This is a genomic window from Nakamurella sp. PAMC28650, from assembly GCF_014303395.1.
Lineage (GTDB): Bacteria > Actinomycetota > Actinomycetes > Mycobacteriales > Nakamurellaceae > Nakamurella.
On sequence record NZ_CP060298.1, the window covers coordinates 4,996,110 to 5,019,300 of the forward strand.

17 protein-coding genes and 1 riboswitch are annotated in these 23,191 nt (G+C 67.5%); of the genes, 1 reads left to right on the forward strand and 16 read right to left on the reverse strand.

The window, feature by feature from the left end; translation table 11 throughout:
- Positions 1-4: 4 nt before the first annotated feature.
- Positions 5-1,213 (reverse strand): MFS transporter, encoded by a 1,209-nt coding sequence (locus tag H7F38_RS22695; protein ID WP_222618272.1) that lies wholly within the window; start codon positions 1,211-1,213, stop codon positions 5-7.
- Positions 1,214-1,215: 2 nt separating this feature from the next.
- A complete protein-coding gene (locus tag H7F38_RS22700; protein WP_187091884.1) occupies positions 1,216-3,045 on the reverse strand; it encodes an ABC transporter ATP-binding protein in 1,830 nt (609 codons plus the stop codon).
- An 85-nt stretch (positions 3,046-3,130) separates the two neighbouring features.
- Between H7F38_RS22700 and H7F38_RS22705 the strand changes: the two genes are divergently transcribed.
- Complete coding sequence (locus H7F38_RS22705) at positions 3,131-3,754, forward strand: PH domain-containing protein (protein ID WP_187091885.1); 624 nt, start codon at positions 3,131-3,133, stop codon at positions 3,752-3,754.
- A 44-nt stretch (positions 3,755-3,798) separates the two neighbouring features.
- Here H7F38_RS22705 and H7F38_RS22710 read toward each other — a convergent pair whose 3' ends face one another.
- The 14 genes from H7F38_RS22710 to H7F38_RS22775 all read right to left on the reverse strand — a co-directional run bounded on the left by H7F38_RS22710 (position 3,799) and on the right by H7F38_RS22775 (position 23,167).
- Positions 3,799-4,869: an ABC transporter permease gene (locus H7F38_RS22710; protein ID WP_222618273.1), complete on the reverse strand. Its 1,071-nt coding sequence runs from the start codon at positions 4,867-4,869 to the stop codon at positions 3,799-3,801.
- 1 nt (position 4,870) lies between these two features.
- Entirely contained in the window at positions 4,871-6,409 is a 1,539-nt protein-coding gene (locus H7F38_RS22715) for an ABC transporter permease (RefSeq protein WP_187091886.1), read from the reverse strand.
- Between the two features lie 144 nt (positions 6,410-6,553).
- Positions 6,554-8,575: an ABC transporter family substrate-binding protein gene (locus H7F38_RS22720; protein ID WP_187091887.1), complete on the reverse strand. Its 2,022-nt coding sequence runs from the start codon at positions 8,573-8,575 to the stop codon at positions 6,554-6,556.
- Positions 8,576-8,901: 326 nt separating this feature from the next.
- On the reverse strand, positions 8,902-10,653 hold the full coding sequence (locus H7F38_RS22725) for an ABC transporter substrate-binding protein (RefSeq protein WP_187091888.1): 1,752 nt from the start codon (positions 10,651-10,653) through the stop codon (positions 8,902-8,904).
- 30 nt (positions 10,654-10,683) lie between these two features.
- Positions 10,684-12,531, reverse strand: coding sequence for a translational GTPase TypA (gene typA, locus H7F38_RS22730; protein ID WP_187091889.1), 1,848 nt, complete (start codon positions 12,529-12,531; stop codon positions 10,684-10,686).
- Between the two features lie 368 nt (positions 12,532-12,899).
- Positions 12,900-13,862: a hypothetical protein gene (locus H7F38_RS22735; protein ID WP_187091890.1), complete on the reverse strand. Its 963-nt coding sequence runs from the start codon at positions 13,860-13,862 to the stop codon at positions 12,900-12,902.
- A 309-nt stretch (positions 13,863-14,171) separates the two neighbouring features.
- Positions 14,172-14,990 carry an amino acid ABC transporter ATP-binding protein gene (locus tag H7F38_RS22740; protein WP_187091891.1) on the reverse strand — a complete coding sequence of 273 codons (819 nt, stop codon included), beginning with the start codon at positions 14,988-14,990 and terminating at the stop codon, positions 14,172-14,174.
- A 3-nt stretch (positions 14,991-14,993) separates the two neighbouring features.
- Entirely contained in the window at positions 14,994-15,800 is an 807-nt protein-coding gene (locus H7F38_RS22745) for an amino acid ABC transporter permease (RefSeq protein ID WP_187091892.1), read from the reverse strand.
- A gap of 141 nt (positions 15,801-15,941) precedes the next feature.
- On the reverse strand, positions 15,942-16,976 hold the full coding sequence (locus H7F38_RS22750) for an ABC transporter substrate-binding protein (protein ID WP_187091893.1): 1,035 nt from the start codon (positions 16,974-16,976) through the stop codon (positions 15,942-15,944).
- A 143-nt stretch (positions 16,977-17,119) separates the two neighbouring features.
- Positions 17,120-17,938, reverse strand: coding sequence for a (deoxy)nucleoside triphosphate pyrophosphohydrolase (locus tag H7F38_RS26310; protein ID WP_305080145.1), 819 nt, complete (start codon positions 17,936-17,938; stop codon positions 17,120-17,122).
- A gap of 29 nt (positions 17,939-17,967) precedes the next feature.
- Entirely contained in the window at positions 17,968-18,990 is a 1,023-nt protein-coding gene (locus tag H7F38_RS22760; protein WP_187091894.1) for an ABC transporter ATP-binding protein, read from the reverse strand.
- A complete protein-coding gene (locus H7F38_RS22765) occupies positions 18,990-20,693 on the reverse strand; it encodes an iron ABC transporter permease (protein ID WP_222618274.1) in 1,704 nt (567 codons plus the stop codon). Before H7F38_RS22765 ends, H7F38_RS22760 begins: the two co-directional genes overlap by 1 nt.
- A gap of 8 nt (positions 20,694-20,701) precedes the next feature.
- Positions 20,702-21,799: a thiamine ABC transporter substrate binding subunit gene (locus tag H7F38_RS22770; protein ID WP_222618275.1), complete on the reverse strand. Its 1,098-nt coding sequence runs from the start codon at positions 21,797-21,799 to the stop codon at positions 20,702-20,704.
- A 32-nt stretch (positions 21,800-21,831) separates the two neighbouring features.
- A riboswitch (TPP riboswitch) is annotated at positions 21,832-21,942 on the reverse strand.
- Between the two features lie 4 nt (positions 21,943-21,946).
- The gene (locus H7F38_RS22775) at positions 21,947-23,167 is read right to left on the reverse strand and encodes a mannosyltransferase (RefSeq protein ID WP_187091895.1); all 1,221 of its coding nucleotides are present in this window, start codon (positions 23,165-23,167) and stop codon (positions 21,947-21,949) included.
- Positions 23,168-23,191: the final 24 nt, after the last annotated feature.

Below are 23,191 nucleotides of genomic sequence, written 5' to 3' on the forward strand. Positions count from 1 at the left end.
GGCGTCAGCGCAGTGACCGGGTGGCCGTCATCGCCAGCGGCAGGGTGGCGAGGATCAGCACGGCGCAACCGGCGAAGGTCCAGGAGAACCCTGGCCCACCGGCCGCCACCAGACCGACGACCAGCGCGCCGATGGCGGTCCCGGAGTCGTAGGCGGCGTTCCAGACGGCGCTGGCCGTGGTCTGTTTCGCCGGTCCCGCCCGGCGGAAGGCCACCAGCAGTGTGACGTTCTGCACCGCGCCCAGCCCGGCGCCCAGCACGACCGCGCCGATCAGCAGCACCACGGTCGACGGCAACGCCAGCCCCATCGCGAGCAGGGTCATCCCGCCGGCCGCCACGATCACGGCGGTGGGGAGCAACACCCTGCTCCCCCACCGGTCCGACAGTGCCCCGGCCCGCCATCGGCTCAGCGCACCGGCGGCCCCGAACAGCAGCAGCGCGACCGTCGCGAGCCGGCCGGACGAGCGCACGACCGGCAGGAAGGTCAGCACGCCACCACCGGAGAGCGTGACGACCAGCAGGACCAGGGTGACACCCGCGATGGCGCGCACGGCACCGGACGCGTCCGCCCGCGTCGGTTCGGCGCCGGCGCCCACGCCGGCACCCACCCCTACTCCCACCCCCACACCGCGCGGCAGCATCGCACGGCCGATCGGCCGGAGCAGTGGCAGTGCGAGAAGCGGTGCAGCAGAGGCAATCGCAACCCAGCGGAATTCTCCCGCCGAGGTCAGCGCGACCCCGATCGGCACCCCGAGCAGGTTCGGAACGGCAATCGCCAGGCCGTAGATCCCGATCGCCTCGCCCTGCCGCCCGGCCGGCACCATCGCGCTGGCCACCAGCGGCATCAGCACGGTGATCACCGCGAAGCCGAGCCCGCGGACCGCCGAGACCAGGAGCACCCACCAGAACTGGTGCTCGATCACGTAGAGCGGGGCCGGCGCGCCCAGCAGGACGAGACCGGCGCCGAGCACCCGGAGCAGCCCCCACCGGGACACCGCCGCGGGCACCAGCGTCTGGGCGGCCACCGTGCTGACCAGCATCACGGTGGTCACCAGTCCGGCCGCGCCGGTCGACGTCCCGATCGCGATCGAGTACAGCGGAAGAGACGACAGCGTCAGGAAGAAGCTGGTGAACGCGAGGACGCAGAGGTAGCCCTGGCTGCGCATCCCCGGCAGCCGCCAGAGCGAGGAACCGCCCCCCGCCGGCGGGAGCAACGTCAGGCGAAGACCTCGAATTCGTCCGGCTCCACACCGACGCCGGCCGCCAGCAGTTTGTCCCGCTGTTCGCGCCGGATGGCCTGCTCGTCGGGATCCGGCACCGGTACGGCGGCCAGGAGTCGCTTCGTGTAGTCGTCGAGCGGGTTCGACAGGATCTGCTCCCTGGTCCCCATTTCGACCAACTTCCCGTGGTGCATGACGACGATGCGGCGGGCCAGGATCTCCACCACCGCGAGGTCGTGCGAGACGAACAGGCAGGCGAAGCCCTGGTCCCGCTGCAGTTCCTGGAATAGGTCCAGCACCTTGGCCTGGACCGACACATCGAGCGCCGACGTCGGCTCGTCGGCGATCAGCAGCTTGGGACTCAGCGCCAGCGCTCTGGCGATACCGACACGCTGACGTTGACCGCCGGAAAGCTCGTGGGGATAACGGTTCCGCAGGGCGCGCGGCAGCTGGACCTGGTCCAGCAACGCCTCGACACGGGCCGACAGCGCCTTCTTGCCCTTCACGACCTTGCGCAGCAGCAGCGGCTCACCGATCGACTCGCCGACCGGAAGTCTCGGGTTCAGCGACGAACCCGGATCCTGGAACACGAAACTCACGTCGTTCCGGACGGTCCGCAGATCGGACTCCCTGGCATTGACCATGTTCGTCCCGACCACCGAGGCGGACCCCTCCACGAACGGCAGCAGTCCGACGATGGCGCGCCCGATCGTGGTCTTGCCGGACCCGGACTCACCCACCAGGCCGACGACCTCGCCCTGACCGATGGCCAGGGTGAAGTCGTCGACGGCCCGGAACGCCGGCGTACGACCTCGCCGTGGATACTCGACCGCCACGTCGACCAGGTCGACCACGAGCGGCACTCCCGCGGGAGCGGTTGCCCTGCGCAGCTTGTCGACCTCGACCGGGGTGGTGTGCGTGCTGGAGGTCGGCGCTGCGCCGTCGAGTGCGTCGGCCAGGTGGGAGGCGACCTCGACGCCCTCGGTCGCGACCACCGAACCGAGGTGGGGGACGGCCTCCAGCAACTGGCGGGTGTAGGCCTGCTGGGGATGACGGAAAATCTCCCTCGCGGTGCCGGTCTCGACGATCCTTCCTTCCTTCATCACGATGATCCGGGTGGCCATGTCGGCCACCACCCCCATGTCGTGGGTGATCAGGATGATGGACGCGTCCAGCCGGTCCTTCAGGTCGCGCATCAGCTTGAGCACCTCGGCCTGGACCGTGACGTCGAGGGCGGTGGTCGGCTCGTCGGCGATCAGCAGGCGCGGATCCATCGCGAGCGACTGCGCGATCATGGCGCGCTGCCGTTGACCACCGGACAACTGGTGCGGGTAGGCGTCGACGCGCCGCTCCGGGTCCGGGATCTCGACCATCGTCAGCAGCTCGATGGCCCTCTTGCGGGCCTGCGACGGGGCCATCGCCTGGTGGGTGCGCAACATCTCCATGATCTGGAAACCGATGGTGTACACCGGATTCAGCGCAGTCATCGGCTCCTGGAAGATCACCGAGACCTCTTTGCCCCGGATGGCCCTGAAGGCACGCTGGGACGCGCCGACCAGCTCCCGCTGACCCAGCTTGATCGAGCCCTCCACGTGGGAGTTCTTCGGCAGCAGGCCCATGATCGACATCGCGATCGTCGACTTGCCCGACCCTGATTCACCGACGATGGCCAGCACTTCGCCGGGGAAGAGCTTGAAGCTTGCCTGTTCGACGGCCGGGTACCAGGTGCCGTCGACCCAGAAGTCGATGTCCAGATCGTCGACGGAAAGAACGGGGGCGACCTGTCCGGACCCACTCGGGTCGACAGGGATCTCAGCGTGGGTCATGGTGCCCTTCTCGATGTGTGGTTCCTGGATCTGCGACGGGTCGTCCCGAACGGGCGGCCGGGTCGATACATGTCACCATGGTCGAGTGTCCTCCACCGACCCGACGACGGCCCAGACCTTCAGACCGACCTTCGGACGATGGCTGACCGCGGCGATCTGGACGTTGTCGGTGATCGCGCTCCTGTCCGCCTTCATCCAGAGCCCCGCGGCCGGACTGCGGGCGGCGCCCTGGCTGGCACTGCTGTCCGGCGCGGTCTGGGCGGCGTACTGGCGACCCCAGGTGGCCGTCGACGTCGCCGGGGTGCACCTGGTGAACGTCCTGCGCACGATCGACCTGCCCTGGCCGTCCATCCAGCGGATCGACACCAAGTGGGCACTGACGCTGTTCACCGCCTACGGCAAGTTCCCGGCCTGGGCCGCCCCGGCGCCCGGGGGGATGAACGCGACCCTGATCAGCCGGCGAACGGGGTCCGGCCTGCCGCCGTCCACCTTCGGCCCGCACGGCACGATCCGCCCGGGTGACCATCCGGACAGCGCCTCGGGCGCGGCCGCCGCAGTGGTGCGGCGCCAGTGGGAGGAACTCCGCGATCTCGGCTTCCTCGACGATCCGCGCCTCGAGTTCAGCCGACCGCCGATCCGACTGCATCGGAGGACGATCGTGGCCGGTGCGCTCCTGCTGCTCGCCTGTGCGGCGTCCGCCCTGCTCTGACGTCGGGGCAGCTGGTCCGTTCGCGGCGATCGAGAGCATCGACGTCAGACCTCGGCCGGAGCCAGGGTCGACCGGGCGATCTCCTTCGACTTCCGCAGATCCCTGGCCTTCGGGATCCGCTTCTGCCGTGGATCGTAGGCGTCGCGCAGACCGTCACCGATGAAGTTCAGGCACAGCACGATGACGATGATGAAGATGCCCGGCCAGAAGAACAGGTAGGGCTGGCCGGTCAGGATCGCCGCCTGGTAGGTCGAGATCAGCGAGCCCAGCGACACATCGGGGTACTGGATGCCGAAGCCGAGGAACGACAGCGCCGCCTCCACCAGGATGCTGCTGCTGATGGTCAGGGTGGCGTTGACCACGATGACACCGACGGAGTTCGGCATCATGTGCTTGAAGATGATCCGGGCCGACGAGGCGCCGGCCACCTTGGCGGCATCGACGAACTCGCGCTCGCGCAGCGTCAGGAACTCAGCTCTGACCAACCTGGTCATCGAGGTCCACGACAGCAGACCGAGCGCGACCGCGACCGAAACGACCCCCCGTGCCGAGAAGACGAACCCGAGCACGGCCGTCACCAGCAGCACCGGCAGGGTGATGATCAGGTCGGTGAAACGCATGATCAGCGAGTCCACCCAGCCGCGGTAGTAGCCGGCGATCGCGCCGAGCACCACGCCGACCACGGTGGACAGGATCCCGGTGATCACCACGAGGGTCAGGGTCTGCTGGATTCCCCGCATCACCTGTGCGAAGTTGTCCTGGCCGTGCTGGCCGTCCGCGCCGAACGGGTACTGGCCCATCGAGAAGAAATCGTGACCTCCGATGCCGAAGATCGACAGGGAGGCCCCCGCCCCTTCCGGCGGGGCGATGACGTCGAAGTAGTTGTGCCGCCACCATCCCGGGATCGGACCCCATCCGATGGAGGTCGCCGACAGCAGCAGGATGAGGATCAGTGCCGTCAGTGAGATGACAGCGCCGCGGTGCCGGAAGAATCGCTTCCGGACGATCTGGGATTGCGAGAGGCCGGCGACCTCGCGCTGTTCCAGCGTGCCCTTCTCGCCGGGCTCCAGCGGGACGACGTCACGGCTCGGATCCGGGCTCATGTGTTCGGTCATGTCAGCTCAGCCTGATCCGGGGGTCGAGGGCCGCATAGGCGATGTCGGCCAGAAGGTTGGCAAGAACGGCGATCAGGGCGCCCACCACGAAGAAGGCCATGACGGGGTTCGGGTCGGCCTGTCTCAGACCCTGGGAGAACAACGAACCCATGGACTTCCAGCCGAAGACCTGCTCGGTCAGCACGGCCCCGCCGATCAGACCCGAGATGTCGAAGGCGACCACGGTGGCCATCGGGATCAGCGCGTTGCGGAAGGCGTGCCGCATGACCACCGTCCGCTCGGTCAGGCCCTTGGATCTGGCCGTGCGGATGTAGTCCTGGTTCATCACCTCCAGCATGCTCGCCCGGGAGAACCGTGAGTGCGTGGCCAGCGAGATCAACATCAGCGTAATCGTCGGCAGCACGAGGTGGGTGAGCGTGTCGGTGGTCTGGATCCAGAAGTCACCCTGCAGGTTGGGGGTGGAGGGCAGGGTCGTCCGGATGGGCCGTCCGGCGATCGCGGGATTGCTCGAGTAGCTCTGCCATGCCCGCATCAGACGGTCCACGAAGATGATGAAACCGGTCGCCGCACCGGTCAACGCTCCAGTGCGCGCGGAGAGACCCTTGTCGTCGCCCCCGAAGGCGTATCCGACGCCGACACCGACGAGAATCGCGATCACCAGGATGAGAATCATCTTGGCCCAGGACATGCCGTTGTGGAAAGGCCAGTACTGCAACGGGTACCACAGCGCGACGCCGATGGCCACGACGGTCATCGAGGTGTAGAGGGCCTTCTTGTTCGACAACCCGGCCGTGAGCACGGTGATGCCCAGACCCAGCAGGACCGAGAGCACGGCGATGACGACCGGTCCGAGAGACGGGTTCACGAGCCAGTGGTCGACGGTGATGTAGTACATCGCGACCAGCGCGACGACGAAGATGATCGCGCCGATCGTCAGACGCCGGAGGATCTCTCCGGGAACGAGGGAGTATCCGATCACGGCGACGGCGGCCGAGACCAGGAAGATGGCCGACCAGGAGAACGATCCCCCGGTGTCCAGGAACGTGTTGAACCGGATCGCCAGCAGGTCCTTGAGGATCACCCCGATGAAGAACACCGGGAGGGCGAAGAACAGGAACGCCAGGAACGTCACGCCGTAGTCGAGGCCGGAGTACTGGCGGAGCGCCGACACCACGCCGATGGCGATCCCCAGGATGACGGCCAGGATCGTCGACGCCAGAATGAGTTTGATCGACTGACCAAGGGCGGCACTCAGCAGGCCGTTCACGGGCGTCTGCTGGATGTTCTGCCCGAAATCGCACTTTCCGACGAAACAGCCGCTGACTCCCTTGAGCCAGATGAAGAAGCGGAAGACCGGATTCACGTCCAGGTGCAATGTCGCGGTGACGGTCGCGATCGCCTGCCCGCGCTGGGCGGCAGGGAGACCTCTGGCGTCGCCCAGCGGGTCACCCGCGTTGGCTACCAGGATGTAGGCGATGAAGCTCGCGCCGATCGTGATGAAGATTGCGGCGATGACGCGCCGCACGATGAAGGTGAGCACCTGGTGTCCCTTTCGCGCTGGTTCCCCTCCGTGCCCCGGGGGCAGCCTGGAGGTGGATCCCGATCAGAAGTCTGCAGCAACACGAAGCCGTCCTGGCCGGGACCACCAGGGGTCCCGGCCAGGACGGTCTACCACATCATCCGATCAGCCTGCGATCTTCCATTCCCAGAAGTTGGAGAAGACGCCCGGCACCAGGCCGATGCCACCCACTCCGGTCACCTTGTTCGTGTCGAACGCGGTGATGTCCGGGAACTGGAACAGGATCGTCCCGAACCCGTCCTTGACCAGCTGCTGCTCGGTCTCGGTCAGCAGCTTCGTCTGGGTGGCGGCGTCGGTGGTGATGTTCAGCTGGTTCATCCACTTGTCGACGTCGGCGTTCTTGTAGCCGTAGAAGTTGTTCTGGCCCGCTGCGCCGCTCAGGAAGTTCGGCGGGTTCTGCGCGACACCGGTGGTGCTGTTCTGCCAGCCGAACAGGACGGCGTCGTAGATCTTGGTGTTCGTCAGCTGGCTGCTCCACTTGGCGTTCTTGCCGTCGATCACGTTGAAGCCGGCCTGCTTGGCCGACGCGGCGATCAACTGGTACTCACTGGCACGCCGGGGGTTGTTGTCGGCGTACATGAACCGCACGTTGACCGGAGTCTTGACACCGGCCTGGGCGAGCAGGGCCTTCGCGCCCGCGAGGTCGACCTTGTCGTAGGCACTCAGCCCGTTGGCGGCCACCATGGGAGCGTACCCGGGTGATCCCGGCACCTGCGTGAACGAGTCACGGATGGTGGCGGACGGGTTCAACGGCTTGATCAGACGATCGATGATGTCCTGGCGCGGAATGGTCTTCAGGAACGCCGTACGGACTTCGGTCGCCTTGGTGGCGTCGCCACCGTAGGTCTTGGGGTCGAAGGGCCCGCTGTTGTTCTCGGCCAGGTCGACGTGCTCGTAGGTGCCGCCGCTGCCGTTGATGACCTTGACACCCTGGCCCGAAAGCGCCGTGGCGCCCTTGAGCACGTCCGCGGTCGCCTGCGGGTTGATGATCTGCAGCTCACCGTTGGCCAGCGACTGGACCGCCGCGGTCGGGTCGGGTGCGTACGCGATGGTGATGGTGGCGACGGCCGGCTTCGGTCCCCAGGTGTAGTTGGGGTTGATCTTGAAGGTCTGGAACTGGTTGGCCTTGAAGTCCGACATCACGTACGGACCGCTGGACAGGTAGAGCAACGGGTCGGTCGGCATCGCGGTGAAGTCGAACGCCGTGTTCCAGGTGTTGGCCACCTTGGCCAGCGACAACTTGTCCTTGGTCTGGGCTGCCTTCACCAGCGCGGCGACGGCTGCTGTCGGATCCTTGATGCCGAGGGCCTTCTCCGCCACGGCGTGGGCCGCGACACCGATCGTCAGGTTCAGCTGGTAGTCCACGAACGGCTGCGAGAAGACGGTGGTCAAGGTCTTGTGGTCGGCCGAGATGGTCGGGAAGGCCTTGACGAGAGCGAGGCCGGGACTGGAGGAGTCGAAGGCCACCGTGGTCGGGGTGGACGGCAACGGGTTGCCGTCCTTGTCGGTCTTGAGGTCACCGGTGTTGAAGTTCCCACTGTTGCTGATCCAGGTCATCAGCAGATCCTCGGCGGTGACCGGAACACCGTCGGACCACTTCGCGTCCTTGTTGATGGTGTACGCGATCGTCAACGGGCTCTTGGACGTCACCTTGCACGTCATGAAGGAGTCGTTGTTGACCAGGTTGAGATCTTTGTCGTAGTACCAGTTCTGCGCCTGCGTCAGGTACAGGGCGTTGGCGTTGTAGGTCGAGTTGCCGTGTGCCGACTGCGAGTTCCAGGAGGTCGACAACTCGTTGAAGCCGACGGAGACCGTTCCGGACGTGGTCGCCGGCGCGGTGTACGGACCGTGGGGCTTGCCGCAGCCGTCCGCACCCGCCGGCTGGGTCGAGGTGGACGGAGCACCGGTGCCGCCTGCGCCACTGGTGGCCGTGCCGCTGGTCGCCGCGCCACTCGTCGCCGGGGCGCTGCTGGCCGAGCCGCTGCTCGCCGCCGCGCTGGAGCCGGCGGCCGACGTGGCGGAGCTGGACGAGGGGCTGGCCTGTCCGGGAGAGCTGGTGCACGCGGCGAAGACCAACGCCGATGCTGCGACGAAGGCAGTGAGTGTCACTGCCCGTGTTCTTGTCATGAAGGATCCTCCTGAAGGGCACTGCGCAACCCGTCAACGCCGGCCCCCATCGACCGTCGCATTCTGCGGACTGTGCAGCCACCGTGTCGTGTCTGACCGCCAGACTTTACGAACCTTCTCACCATCTGGGCCAGCCGACAACCGTGATCGTCACCAAAAGGTGACCGGTGGTTAGCATCGGGGAAACATCAATCGGACATCAGCTGGGGTTTTCATAGCTGGCTGAAGGTCTTCCCTCGAAGAGCCGGTCCGGCCGGAGATGTTGCGGCCTATGCACTTCACCACCGAGGTATGTCCAGGTCAGGCGGCTGTAGGCCACAGGTTTCTCAGTGCAGGGGCCAGCTGGCCAGACCTGCCAGCGGACCCGAGAACACCCAACCCGGGCCGGATCGGGCCGCGATCGGGGCCAGCGGCGCAGAAACGGCGAATATCGCCGACGGGCGACTGATCTGGATCACCGGCAGGGCAGCCGAGACCACCGGATCGATCGCCGGTGTCCCCTGGCCCGTCGCGGATCGCGCCAGCAGCGTCTCGAGTTCGGACAGGCAGAGGCCGGAGAGATTGCCCGCCCTCGGCAGCGGTTCGGCTCGGTTGACCGGCGTTCCGGCGGTCGGCGTCAAGGGGCAACCGAACGCAGATCCGGCCGCCAGCGCGTCCGACGGGCCCCGCGGCACCATCACCAGGCCCAGATCGCCCACACCGAGCGCCATCCGGCCGTTGACCATCGTCCGCGGGTCGTCCCGGACCAGATCGACCTCGATCCCGACGACCGCGAGTTGCCGCTGCACCAACTTCGCCGCGGCGGCCATCCGGGGGTCCAGACTCGAATAGGTCAGGGCCAGACGGAGGATCCGTCCACCCTTGCTCATGTACAGCGACTCCCGGTGATAGCCGGCACCGGCCAGGTCGGCGAGTGCGGCCGAGGTTCCTGCCGTCGGGCCGGGGATACCTGCACCGAGGGTCACCAGGGAGTTCGCCGCCGCTCCCCCGCCGGTGTTGCCGCCGTCGAGCACGACGCGCAGGGCCTGGGTGTCGATCGCTGCTGCGACTGCCCGCCGCACCTGCAGGTCGGCCGTCGCTCCGGTGACGGTGTTGAGCACGAGCTGGACCGTGCCCGGAAGCGGCACCACCACTCTGCGGCTCGCCGGTACCTGCTCGCCCAGGGTCTGCTGGTCGGCCGCGTTCGGCTGCAGCAACACCGCCTGCAGGTCCCCCCGGTGCAGCGCGGCGATCAGCGCGGCGGACGTCCCGATCCGCACGACTGCGGTCCCGGGACCGGGCTGCGTCCCCCAGTACTTGTCGTTGCGGACCAGGGTGATCTCGCCGGTCACCGCGTCGTAGCCCAGCATCTTGTAGCGATTGGCCGACACCGGGAGGCCGGCGGCCAGCCCCTCGGTCCATCCGCCCGGGGAATCCTTCAGGATGTGGGAGGGCAGCAGCGGTGAGAACAGCGTCTTCCAGTCGGCCACGACCTGGGCGAACGTCACCTGGACCGTCTTCCCCGCGTCCTTGCTGACGATGCCGGTGATCAGTCGGTAGCCCGCCGGGTCGACGGTTCCCGGCTGGACCAGCATCTGGTCCCGCAGGTAGCTGAAGTCCTCGGCCGTGATGGGGGTTCCGTCGGACCAGGAGGCATTGCGGTCCAGCGTGTAGGTGACGGTGAACGGACCGGTGGAGGTGGGTGTGGTGGTCACGGTGGCCTTGCGGACCACGTCGGTGTTCAGCGTGACGGTGCCATCGGCCGCGACGGAGGACACCGACGGGAGCACCAGGCCGGCCACCGCGGAGTCGGCGAGCGAGTAGTCCGAGATCGCGTGCGGATTGAAGCCCTGGACTGCTCCGTCGACACCGATGGTGACGGACGGCGCCACCGCCGGGAAACTGCCTCCCGCCGAACTGGCCGCCGGTGCGATCGGGGCCGGCAGGCCGGGCGGGGTGCAGCCGGCCAGCAGGGTTGTGGCCAGCAGGGCCACCAGGGTTGTCAGCCTGGCGGCCGGCGCGAGCCCGGCGGCGCCTCGATGTCGGTGGAAGAAGGAAGACCGTGGACGGCGAACCTGTCGCCCTCCACGGTCTTTCATGTCCTCACCCTAGGGTGCACGACCCCTGCGTCAGGTGGAGACCTTGTTGCGGCTGCGGGTCCTGGCCCGCTCCCCTGCGTTCAGCACCAGCTTGCGGATGCGCGCTGCGACCGGGGTGATCTCCACGCACTCGTCGTCGGAGCAGAATTCCAGCGCCTGCTCCAGCGAGAGCGACCGAGGCGGCACCAGGTGCACCAGTTCCTCGGAGGAGGATTTGCGCATGTTGGTGAGCTGCTTCTCCTTGGTGATGTTGACGTCCATGTCGTCGGCCCGGGAGTTCTCGCCGATGATCATGCCCTCGTAGACCTCGGTGGTCGGCGGCACGAACATCGCGCCGCGCTCCTGCAGGCTGAGCATCGCGAACGGGGTCGCCTTGCCCGGACGGTCGGCGACCAGCGAGCCACTGGCGCGCGCCCGCATGGCACCGGCCCAGGGGCCGTAACCGTCGAACAGGGTGCTGGCGATACCGGTACCACGGGTGTCCGTCAGGAAATCGGTACGGAAGCCGATCAGGCCACGCGACGGGACGTGGAACTCCAGGCGGACCCAGCCGGTGCCATGATTGGTCATCGACTCCATCCGGCCCTTGCGGATGGCCAGCAGTTGCGTGACGGCACCGAGGTACTCCTCGGGTACGTCGATGGTCAGCTTCTCGAACGGCTCGTGCTTCTTGCCGTCGACCTCGCGCAGGACCACCTGCGGCTTGCCGACGGTCAGCTCGAAGCTCTCGCGGCGCATCGTCTCGACCAGGATGGCCAGGGCCAGCTCACCGCGACCCTGCACCTCCCAGGTGTCGGGGCGCTCGGTGTTCAGGACGCGGATCGAGACGTTGCCGATCAGTTCCTGGTCCAGACGGTTCTTGACCTGACGGGCGGTCAGCTTCTTGCCGCCGTCCTTGCCCGCGAGCGGGGAGGTGTTGATGCCGACCGTCATGGAGATGGCCGGCTCGTCCACCGTGATCGGAGGCAGCGCGACCGGGTTCTCGGAGTCGGCGAGGGTCTCGCCGATGGTGATGTCGGCCATTCCCGCCACGGCGATCAGGTCGCCGGCGTAAGCGGACTCCACCGGGACCCGGTCGAGGGCCTCGGTGATCAACAGCTCGCTGACCCTGGTGCGGACGACGGTGCCGTCCAGTTTCATCCAGGCGACCTGCTGACCCTTGGTGATGGTGCCCTCGATGACGCGGCACATGGCGATCCGGCCGAGGAACGGGGACGCGTCGATGTTCGTGACCTGAGCCTGCAGCGGCGCACCCTCGGTGTACGACGGGGCGGGGATGGCCTCGAGCAGGACGTCGAACAGCGGGTCGAGGTTCTCGTGGTCGGGCATCTCGCCGTTGGCCGGCTTGTTCAGGCTGGCCCGGCCCGCGCGGGAGGCGCAGTAGACGATCGGGAACTCGATCTGCTCGTCGTCGGCGTCCAGGTCGATGAACAGCGCGTAGGTCTCGTCGACGACCTCGTCGATGCGGGCGTCAGGGCGGTCGGTCTTGTTGACCACCAGCACCACCGGCAGCCTGGCCTCGAGGGCCTTGCGCAGGACGAAGCGCGTCTGCGGGAGCGGACCTTCGGAGGCGTCGACCAGCAGCACGACGCCGTCGACCATCATCAGCGCGCGCTCGACCTCGCCGCCGAAGTCGGCGTGACCGGGGGTGTCGACGATGTTGATGATCATTTCGCCGCGGTGCACGGCGGTGTTCTTGGCGAGAATGGTGATGCCCTTCTCGCGCTCCAGGTCGTTGGAGTCCATCACCCGGTCGGTGTGCGCCGACCCGACGCGGAAGGCGCCAGACTGCCACAGCATGGCGTCGACCAGGGTGGTCTTGCCATGGTCGACGTGGGCGACGATGGCGACATTTCGCAGATCTGACCTAACAGCCACAGCGGGAATACTCCTCTTTGACGGTGACCCCCTGAAGGCGGCCCGGACCCCCGGCTGTGGTGCTGACCGGAAGCATGACAAAAGCCGCGGCGCAGGGCCACGGTAGCCACCCGAGTCAGTTCCGACGCAGTGCAGCACCCGCAGTCTACCGGCGCACCGGCTCGCCCCTGGTCGGGCGATGGGCCGACTGTGTCACAGGCCCCGGCTGCGCCACCCTGCCCACTCGTAGCAGCCAGCTGCGCCACCCTGCCCACTCGGAGCACCCGGCTGCGCCACCCTGCCCACTCGTAGCATTGAGATGACACTCGTCATATCGCCGGCGCCGCTACGGGCTGGACCGGGGCGCTACGAGTGCCTCACTTCCCGTCTCAGGTGTCCCGGAAGCGACCAGGCAGAGGCTTCCAGTCCGGGAACCCGGAGCGACGGAACGCGGCGCGGAACCGCGCAAGCACAGCTTCGCTCTGCCTGGAGTCGGCCCAGATCACCCTCACGCATTGACGGCCCGTATCCCGCAATCGGTCCTCTCGAATCTTCTCCGCCACGACCACATCGCCGGCGGTCTGTCCGGGATCGAGGAGGCGACCGTACTTGATCATCCCGTCGAACTCGGAGACGGTCGAATGTTCGGGAAAGTCGAAATCGACGCGCGCCTGGTGCCCGGGGCCCAGACCGGGGACGACAGCTTGCAGATTCGGGACCGGAAGACCGATCCGGGCGAACTGCAAGCGGCAGATCGACTCTCCGACGCTCTCCGCCTTCCCATCGGCGAACTCGATCACCCGCCGCGCCCTGAAAGCGCCGGGCGTGCGGGTGTTCGACGCCAGCACCGCTGCCAGATCCGCAACCGAGCACAGACGGAGCTGCAATGCCGAATCGGCCACCGGCACCGCCCGCCACCACGGCGCGGAGCGGGCGACGTCGAACACCGTTCGCGCCGGACTCGTGACTTGAATTCCCTCCAGCCACGCGACATCCGGGCCGTCCAGCTGACTGCGATGGGGCCGTACGTTGGCGGTGGAGCTGCGTCCGGTGCTCGCGGGCCATGTGGCATGCACTCTGGCCAGCACGGTGTGCGGCATCTGGATTCCGTGCAGGACGGCAGCCGACTCGTGGCTGATGGCCGCCCGTTGGCCGAGCCAGTGACCCAATTCCAGTGCTCGGATCCGGTGCTGCTGGACGGCATCGGAGGCTCGCCAGTTCGACCCGTCCGTGTATCGACCGGGACGCAGACGGTGGAGCTGCCCGTGACGCGTCTGCGCACGAATCTGACCCGGCGAGAGATCCCCCGCCAGCAGCACTTGTCGATCGGTCCACGATTCGGGTGTCGTCATGACGGAAATCTGACCCCGGCACGGCGATGCTCACCGGGCCGTCGGGTGATTTGTGGATGGTTGGAAGTGTGTGCACAACGGTGGTGATCGCACTCGTAGCTGCGCCATTCGACTGGTAGCACGACCGGCACTGCTACGAGCAGAGCCTGGACGCTACGAGTCCGGGTGTATCGGGGGACCCTGCCGAGGATCGAGAATGCAGGGTAGCGGCAGCGAGTCGGTCCACACTCGTTGTCGCGGTTCGGATCAGCCTCCGCCGAAGCCCCTCTGCAGATTGGTGTCCAGCGCTCGCGTAAGTCCCGGCGGCAGCTACGAATCAGACTCCAGGGCCGCGGCCGGGAACTCGTCGCCCTCCTGGACCTGGGTCGGGTTCAGCACCCGGAACATGAACGACTTGGTCCGCTCGTGCTGAGGGTGGCCGATGACCTGTTCGGCGGGGCCTTCTTCGACGACATATCCGCCGTCCATGAAGATGACGCGGTCGGCAACGTCACGGGCGAAGGCCATCTCGTGCGTGACGACCATCATCGTCATGCCTTCCTTGGCCAGACCCTTCATCACGGCGAGCACCTCACCCACCAGTTCGGGATCGAGAGCCGAGGTGGGCTCGTCGAAGAGCATCAGGGCCGGGTTCATCGAGAGCGATCTGGCGATGGCGATGCGCTGCTGCTGACCACCGGAGAGCTGGGGCGGGTAGGCAGCGGCCCGGTGGGCCATCCCGACCCGTTCGAGATTGTGCATGGCGGTCTTCTCCGCCTCGGCCTTGCCGCGCTTGAGCACCCTGATCTGGGCGATCGTCAGGTTCTGCAGGACCGACAGGTGCGGGAAGAGGTTGAACTGTTGGAACACCATGCCGATGCTCTTGCGCATGGCATCGATGTCGCACTCGCTGTCGGTGACTTCGAATCCGTTGACGATGATCCTGCCGGCGGTCGGCTGCTCGAGCAGGTTCACGCAGCGGAGCAACGTCGTCTTGCCCGACCCGGACGGCCCGATGATGCAGACGACCTCGCCCTTCTTGATCTCGACGTCGATGTTCTTCAGCACCTCGACGTCGCCGAACTTCTTGACCAACCCGCGGACCGAGATCGCTCCCTGGCCCGGTAGATCGGTGGAGGTGTCAGTCATCGGTCATCGCCTTTTCGCTTGCTTGCGTTCCAGGGCACGGACGGCCTGCGACAGTGGAAGCGTGATCACCAGATAGGCCACACCCGCGAGGATCAGCGGCGAAGAGTTCGCATCGATGCCGGTGATGCCGCCGCTGGCTGCGGTCTGGCCGAGGAAGGTGAGCTCGTATTGCGTCGAGGTGAACCCGAGGGCGTACACCAGCGAGGAGTCCTTGACCAGCAGGATGACCTCGTTGGTCAGCGGCGGAATGATGATCCGGAAGGCCTGCGGGAGAATGATGGAGATCATCGCCCGGCCAGGGGGCATGCCGAGCGTGCGGGCCGCCTCCATCTGACCCTTCGGGACCGCTTGGACACCTGCCCGGATCGTCTCGGACATGTAGGCGGCGGCGACCGAGCCCAGCCCGAGGGTCACCAGCACGTAGAAGTTGCCGAAGAATTTATTGCTGTTCCCGAAGATGGTCGGGATGGCGTAGGCCAGGAGGTAGAGCACGAGAAGCGTCGGCAGACCCCGCAACAGTTCGACGTAGATCGTTGCGATCCAGCGATACAACCTGACCTGGGACAACCGCATCAGGGCGATGATCAGCCCGACGATAAGGCCGAAGATGAACGCCATCACCGTGTAGATCGCGGTATTGATCAGCCCGGTCTTGATCAGGCGCGGAAGAATCTGCTCCATGATGTGGAAGTCAAGGAATTGAACCTTGAAATCCTTCCAGTGGCCGACCAGCGCGAGAATGACGACGATCACCACGATCACGGCGTACTGACCGGTCCGGATGATCGTGACCCGCTGCTTCTTGGTCATGCCACTCTGCGGTCTCGCGGGCGTCGGAGCAGGTGCCTTCGCAGGTGCTGTCACTGGCCATCTCCTGTTCTGCGGGTCCGATGGTGCAAACACCGGCAGGGGCCCGGGCGATTGCTCGCCCGGGCCCCGACCGGGACGTCCTTACTTGGTGGGCGGCGTGCCGCCGATCCACTTCGCGTAGCTGGACAGGTAGGTGCCGTCCTTCTTGGACTGCGCGATGGCGTAGTTGGCCACGGCGGCCAGGGCGGTATTGCCCAAGGCCACACCGAAGCCGTATTCCTCGCCGGTGTTGAAGTTGTCGACGATCTTCACCTTGCCCTTCTGCTGCTTGGAGTAGTCGTTCAGCGCCGGCTGGTCGTGGATGGCCGCGTCGATCTTGCCCGACTGCAGCGCCTGCTCCTCGTCCGAGATCTGCTGGTACTCCTGCACGGTGTAGCCGTACTGACCTTCGTACTTCTGCGCGTAGATCAATCCGGTGGTGCCCGTCTGGGCGCCGAGCTTCTTGCCCTTGAGATCAGCGAGCGACTTGACCGAACTGGCCGTCAGCACCATCAGGGCCTGCGAGGCGTCGTAGTACGGGTTGGAGAAGGTGATGGCGGCCAGACGCTCGGCGGTGATCGTCATGGCGGCAGCGGAGATGTCGCACTTCTTCGACTTGGTGGCCTGGCCGGACTTGATGGCCGTGAACTGCTGCACCGAGACCTTCGTGCCCACGCCCAGGTCCTTGGCCACGTAGTTCATGAAGTCGATGTCGAAACCGACGATCTTGCCGGTGCCGTCGTCGACCTCGAACGGCGGATACGGCAGCGAGGTGCAGATGGTCAGCGACGACGAGTCGGTGAGCGTTGCCTTCGCGGCCGAGATCATGGCCGGCGTCAACGAGGTGGGGGCAGCCGTGCTCGGAGCGACGAAAGCCGAGGTGGCAGGCCCTGACGTCTTCGGGCCGGACGACGCGGGACCTGACGACGCGGGGCCGGACGACGCGGGCGCGGAGGACGCAGCACCGGAGGACGGTGCCACCAGCGCTGCGGAGGAGGTCGCCGAGCCGGCGCTGGACGAGCTGCCTGCGCCGGCCGTCGCGGTGGAGCTGGAACCACAGGCACTCACCACGAGCGCGCCAGCGGCGATGACCGCCAGCAACGCTGTTCGGGTGGTGCGAGAGTGGGTAGTTGCCACGTTTGCTCCCAGGAGATGCAGAGGGGCTCCTTTCCCCCGGGTCGAGGGAGGGAGGTAGCTCGTTCCTCGCATCCTGTCACGACTGATATGTCGTCGAGATGACGAAAGCGGTCACGATCGGAATTGACGGTCCAATCGCGACATCACAGCCGGCTCTGGAGCGTCTTGCGCAACGGCGCAACGAGTTGCCGGTCTGATTCGAGCAGATCGATAGCATCCAGTTCATCCGGGCCGACCCAGCGATATTCGTCGTGATCGGTCAGGATGACGTCCTCGTCGGCGGTCATCCGTGCCCGGTAGCAGAGCAGTTCTACTCCCGGCTCGACCTCGATCACCGGTCCGATTCGTTCGGATACGGTGGTGTGCAGGGCAAGTTCCTCCAATAGTTCCCGCTGCAGCGCCTGCCGATCGGACTCCCCCGGCTCGACCTTGCCGCCCGGCAGTTCCCACTGCCCCGATGGCGACAGACGTCGCGCCAGCAGGACTTTTCCTTGGCTGACCACGGCGCCGGCCACCACCCGGACCGGCTCCCTGGCCACGAGAGTGGTGATGCCCAGGAGCATCTCCCCGTATCGGATCAGGACCGGCCGAAACATGGTGCTCAGCAGCGGAACCGGGGTGGAGAGCGACATGTCGACGGTGGTCAGGGTGCCGGCGCCGGTCCCGGCCGTGACGACGCGGACCTCGACCGCCGGACGACGCCGGAACATCGGGCTCACCAGCACGGGCAGTCCGGCTTCCTCCCGGATGCGGAGCAGCACCGAAGGACCGCGTCCGGAACTGAATCTGATCAGCCCTCCGGCCGTCATGGTGACCGGATCGCCGGCCACCTCGAGCCGCCCGCCGACGGCCCGCGCCGTCCTGGTCCAGACCTCGGACCGGCCAAGGGCCCGCCGGACCGACCCGACCGGGGCGTCGATCAGGGCCGCACAGCGAATGGGGATCTGGAGCCGGTTGCGCACGAGCGCCAGCTAACCATCCGGTGCTGGCCTCAGCCCTCGCGTGTGGGCAAGTCCGCAGCACGTGGTGGGAGACCGGCCACACCCGCTGCATCGAAAGCGAGCCTGACTCCCTGGCCGGCGACGACTTCGTCGTGGAGGGCCGACAGGGCCTCGACGGTGCCGAGGCCGGCGACGTCCACCCGCAGTCGGATCACCTCCGGGCCGGGCATCACCGACACGCAGACACCATGGACGGATCCCTGCCGGCTCAGGACGAAGGCACCGGGACGGAGGGCGATCCTGGACTCCGCCGGTAGCTCGACCAGCCCCAGTACCGCCAACTGCACCCGATCCACGACGGTGGTGTAGCCGACGAAACCGGCCACCCACTCCGAGGCGGGCGCCGACCAGATCCCGGCCGGTGCGCCGATCTGACGGATGCGACCGCCGCGCATCAGCGCCACCGTGTCGGCGACGGCGAACGCCTCCCGTTGGTCGTGGGTGACGTAGAGAGCGGTGGTCGAGGTCGCCGTCAGGACCTCGCGCAGCGTCTGGACGAGTCGTTCCCGCAACTCCGCGTCCAAGGCGGCGAGCGGTTCGTCGAGCAGCAGCAACCGGGGGGACGGGGCGAGCGCGCGCGCCAGTGCCACCCGTTGTGCCTGGCCACCGGACAGGGTCGTCACGCCCCTGGCCCCGAACCCGGCCAGACCCACGAGTTCCAGCAGTTCACCCACCCGATGACGCCGCCAGGCGCGCCCACGTTCGCGGGCCTCGCGTCGCAGTCCGTAGGCGATGTTGCCGGCCACGTCCAGATGCGGGAACAGCACACCACTCTGGAACATCAGGCCGAACCCGCGGCGGTGGACCGGAACACCGGCGAGATCGCGACCGTCCCAGGCCACGGTGCCCGCGCCGACCGGCTCCAGGCCGGCCACCGCCCGCAGCATCGTGGACTTCCCGCACCCGGACGGTCCGAGCAGACACAGGACGCGACCGTCCGGCACTTCCAGGTCGACCCGGTCCACCGCGACGGTGGTTCCGTATCTCACACCCAGATCGGTGATGGTCAGCATCAGAAGGCACCCCACCTGGCGGCGGAATCCGACGAGAAGGCATCGACGACCAGCACCACCGCCGCACAGACGACTGCGAGCAGAGTGGCTGCGGCCAAGGCCATCCCGGCATTGGCCGGGCCGGGACGGGAGATCAACCGGCCGATCAGCACCGGCAGGGTGGGTGTCTCCGGCCGGGCCAGGAACGAGGTGGCCCCGAACTCGCCGAGAGCGACCGCGAACGCGAAGGCCGACGCACCGGCCAGCGCCCTCGACATGATCGGCAGGTCGACCGAGACCCAGACCCGCAGCGGTGAGGCGCCGAGCATCGCGGCCGCCTGGCGGAGGCGTTCGTCTGCGGCCCTCAATACCGGCAGGACCAGCCGGATCACCAACGGTGTAGCGACCAGGGCCTGCGCGATCGGCACCAGCAGCGCGGAGCCCCGCAGATCCAGCGGCCCGGAGTTCAGGGCGATCAGGAATCCGAACCCCACGGTCACGGCACTGACTCCCAGCGGGAGCATCACGACGGCATCGGCAGCGCCGATCAGTCTGCGGGACAACGTCCGCCGGGGTCGCCGGGCCAGCACTACCGACAGCATCACACCGAGCAGGACGGCCAATACCGTTGCGGTGAGGGCGATGCGGAGCGAGTTGCCCAGAGCGGTGGTGGCCGGGACCAGCAGCACGTTGCCGGAGGCGACGTCGGCCAACCCGCGATAGTTGGCCAGGCCCCAGCCGTCCGGTGTCTGCAGCGACCGGATCACCAGGACGGCGATCGGTACGGCGATCAATACGGCGGCGCCGCCCGTCACGATCAGCGCCGGCAGATCCGTCCACCGCGGCCGACGTGCGGTGCCGGCCGAACGACGCAGTTCGACGGTCACCTCGGTCCGCCTGCGCAACAGACCAGCAACCGCGAGAACTGTCGCCACCAGGACGATCTGGACGATCGAGAGGACCGCCGCCGACCGAAGGTCCAGCAGATCAGCCGTCTGGTGGTAGATCTCGGTCTCCACCGTCGAGTAGCGACTACCGCCGAGAATCAGGACGACGCCGAAACTGGTGGCGCAGAAGAGGAAGACGATGGCGAAAGCAGCGGCCAGGGAGGGCATCAGGGCCGGCAGGACAATCGTGCAGAACGCCCGCACCGGGCCGGCCCCGAGGGTGCGCGCAGCCTCCGCCGGGCGCGGATCCAGGTTGGCCCAGGAGGTTCCGACGGTACGCACCACCACCGCGTAGTTGAGGAAGACGTGGGCCGCCAGGATGGTGGCCAGCGATCCGTCCCAGCCCCAGGAGCCGAGCGGGCCGTTGGCGGCGAACAGGGTGCGGAAGGCCAGCCCCACCACGACGGTCGGGAGGACGAACGGCATGGTGACCAACGCGCGCACCAGGCGGACGCCCGGAAACCGGCACCGGTACAGGACATGGGCTCCCGGCAGCCCGAGGAGCAGACAGAGGCCCGAGGACGCCGCCGCCTGCCCGACGGTGAACACGATGATCCGCCGGAACCGGGCCCGGCCGAGCCCCTCACCGAAGCCCGAGAGATCCAGCCGGCCGCCGTTCACCAGGCCCCGACCCATCAGGGCACCGACCGGGTAGAGGAAGAAGAGCGCGAAGACGGCCAGCGGGACGAGCGCCAGGACCGTCAGCGCCACCCATCGGAGCCGGCGTGCGGCAGCGGTCTGCGGCACCAGCTCCGGACGGGTCGACAGGGTGGTCACCGGTGACCTCAGCCCTCCACCAGATCTGACCAGGCCGAGATCCAACCGTCACGTTTCGCGGAGATCGTCCCTGGGGCAATGCTTTCCGGGTGGGCGGCGATGGGCGCGAATTTTCGCCAGTCGGACGGCAGCGGCGTCGCGGCATCGACCGGGTAGACGTACATCTGGTCGGCGACGCCGGCCTGGAACTGCTTGCTCAGCAGGAAGTCCACCACCTTCTGCGCAGCCGCCGGATTCCTGGCCCCGTTGAGCACGCCGGCGTACTCGACCTGGCGGAAGCAGGTGTCGAGCAACGCCGAGGTGGGGGCGACACCGTTCGCGACCTCGGACGGGGGCGAGGAGGCGTAGGAGACCACCAGCGGCCGGGCGCCCTTGCCGGTCGAGCCGGAGAAGTCCACCGTGTAGGCGTCCGTCCACCCGGAATCGACCTTGACACCGTTGTTCTTCAGGCTGGTCCAGTACGCCGGCCACCCGCTGTCGCCGAAGTGCGCGACCGTACCGACCAGGAAGGCCAACCCCGGCGAGGAGGTGGCCGGCGATTCGACGACCAGCAGGTTCTTGTACGCCGGCTTCGCCAGGTCCTCGAAAGTGGTCGGCTCGGCCAGCTTGGCCTTGGCGAAGTAACGGTGATCGATGTTCACGCACACGTCGCCGTAGTCGACCGGGGTGAGCCGGGCGTCGCCGACGGCGAACTTCTCCGACCCGTTCGCGGCCAGCGGCGAGGAGTAGGGCTGCAGGATCCCGGCGTCCAGCGCCCGCGAGGCAAAGGTGTTGTCGATGCCGAAGACGGCGTCCCCCAACGGGTCGGACTTCGTCAGGATCAACTTGTTGACCATCACGCCGACGTCGCCCTGGGCCAGCAGCGTCACCTTGATCCCGGACGAGGCCTCGAACGCGGCGAGCACCTTCTTGTCCACACCGAACGAATCGTGGGTGACCAACGTGACGCTGCCGCCCGACGCGGCCGGGGAACTGCCGGACGCGGCCGGGGTGCTGGTCGCCACGCCGACCCCCGCCGTTGCGGTCGACCCGCAGGCCGCGACGAGCGTGAGCAGCGCGGTCATCACGAGCGGGTACCGCCACGCTCGTGTGGTGTGGTTCCTCATCGGTGCCTCTCCCTTTTCAGGTGCAGGCACGGGCGGCAGCGAGAGCGACGTTCCTGCGCCGGCATGATCCGGATCAGGTTCGACGGTCAGGGACTTCGTGTCCCTCTCTCAGCCCGGCGCACCGGACTCCCGTGTCGATTCCGGAGTCTACGAGATGACGGCCGCGGGCGCCGCCACGTGACGGCGGGAACGACTCACCAGGGCGATGACGGCCAGCGTGATCATCCCGAGCACCGCGTACAGAGCCCCCGCCCACGACTGCCACCCGGGCCGGGAATCCACCGGCACCTTGCCCTGCACGACGACCAGCACCGGGATCAGGTAGCTGTAGGTCGCCGCGCACCAGAGGATCACCAGCGCCCGCACCGCCCGCTGGGCCCGCACCGGCCCGAACACCCCCCAGACCAGCAACGGGACCACCCAGATCCAGTGGTGCGACCACGAGATCGGCGACACCAGCAGGCCGACGAACTGGACCGCCAGCAGCGAGGCGGTCCGGTCGCCCGCTCGCAGCGCACACCCGGCCGCCCAGACGCCCAGGGCCACCGTGACCGCGCAGGCCACCAGCCACGCGGAACTCACGTCGTGGCCGGCGAACCGGGACAGCGCACCGCGCCACGACTGGTTGATCGCCGAGAAGACGGCCCCGGTGCGGCTCGGATCCAGGATGAGTCCGGTGAAGTAGCGCCACGTCTCGTGCGGGATCACCGCCAGCATCAGCGCGATCGTGGCCAGGAAGAACCCCACGGACCAGGCCAGCGCCGCGAACCGTCGTTGCAGGATCAGATACAGACCCGTCACGGCCGGGATCAGTTTGATGCCGGCGGCCAGACCGATGCCGGCGCCCGTCGTCCAGTCCCTGGCCGACACCGCGGCGCCGAGCACCAGCACCGCCAGGAACAGGTTGATCTGGCCGTAGCCGACCGTGGTGCTGACCGGTTCCAGCCAGAACGCCAGAGCCGTGCCGACGACCAGGATCCCCCGCAGCGGCTCGACGGGCGCAGACGCACCGCGGCCGGCCCGACCCAGCAGCCGCAGGGTCAGATAGATGACGACCGGGATCGACACGAGCATGCCCACCTGCCACAGCACCCGCGTCAGCACCCACGGGAGCCAGGACAGCGGCTCGAAGACCAGGGCCGAGAACGGCGGGTAGGTGAACGGCAGCTGCGAGGCGCCGGACAGGAAGTCGTAGAGCGTTCCGTCGGTCAGGTGCCGTGCACCCTCGACGTAGACCTTCAGGTCGATCATGTTGAACGGGTCGGTCCCCAGCAGGGTGACCACGGCCCGCGAGAGCAGACTGACGGCCAGCAGCGCCCAGGGAGCCCATCGGGAGGCCACCAGAGCGGTGAACGGAGCGCGCAACACGGAGAACCTCGACCCTCGCCGGCA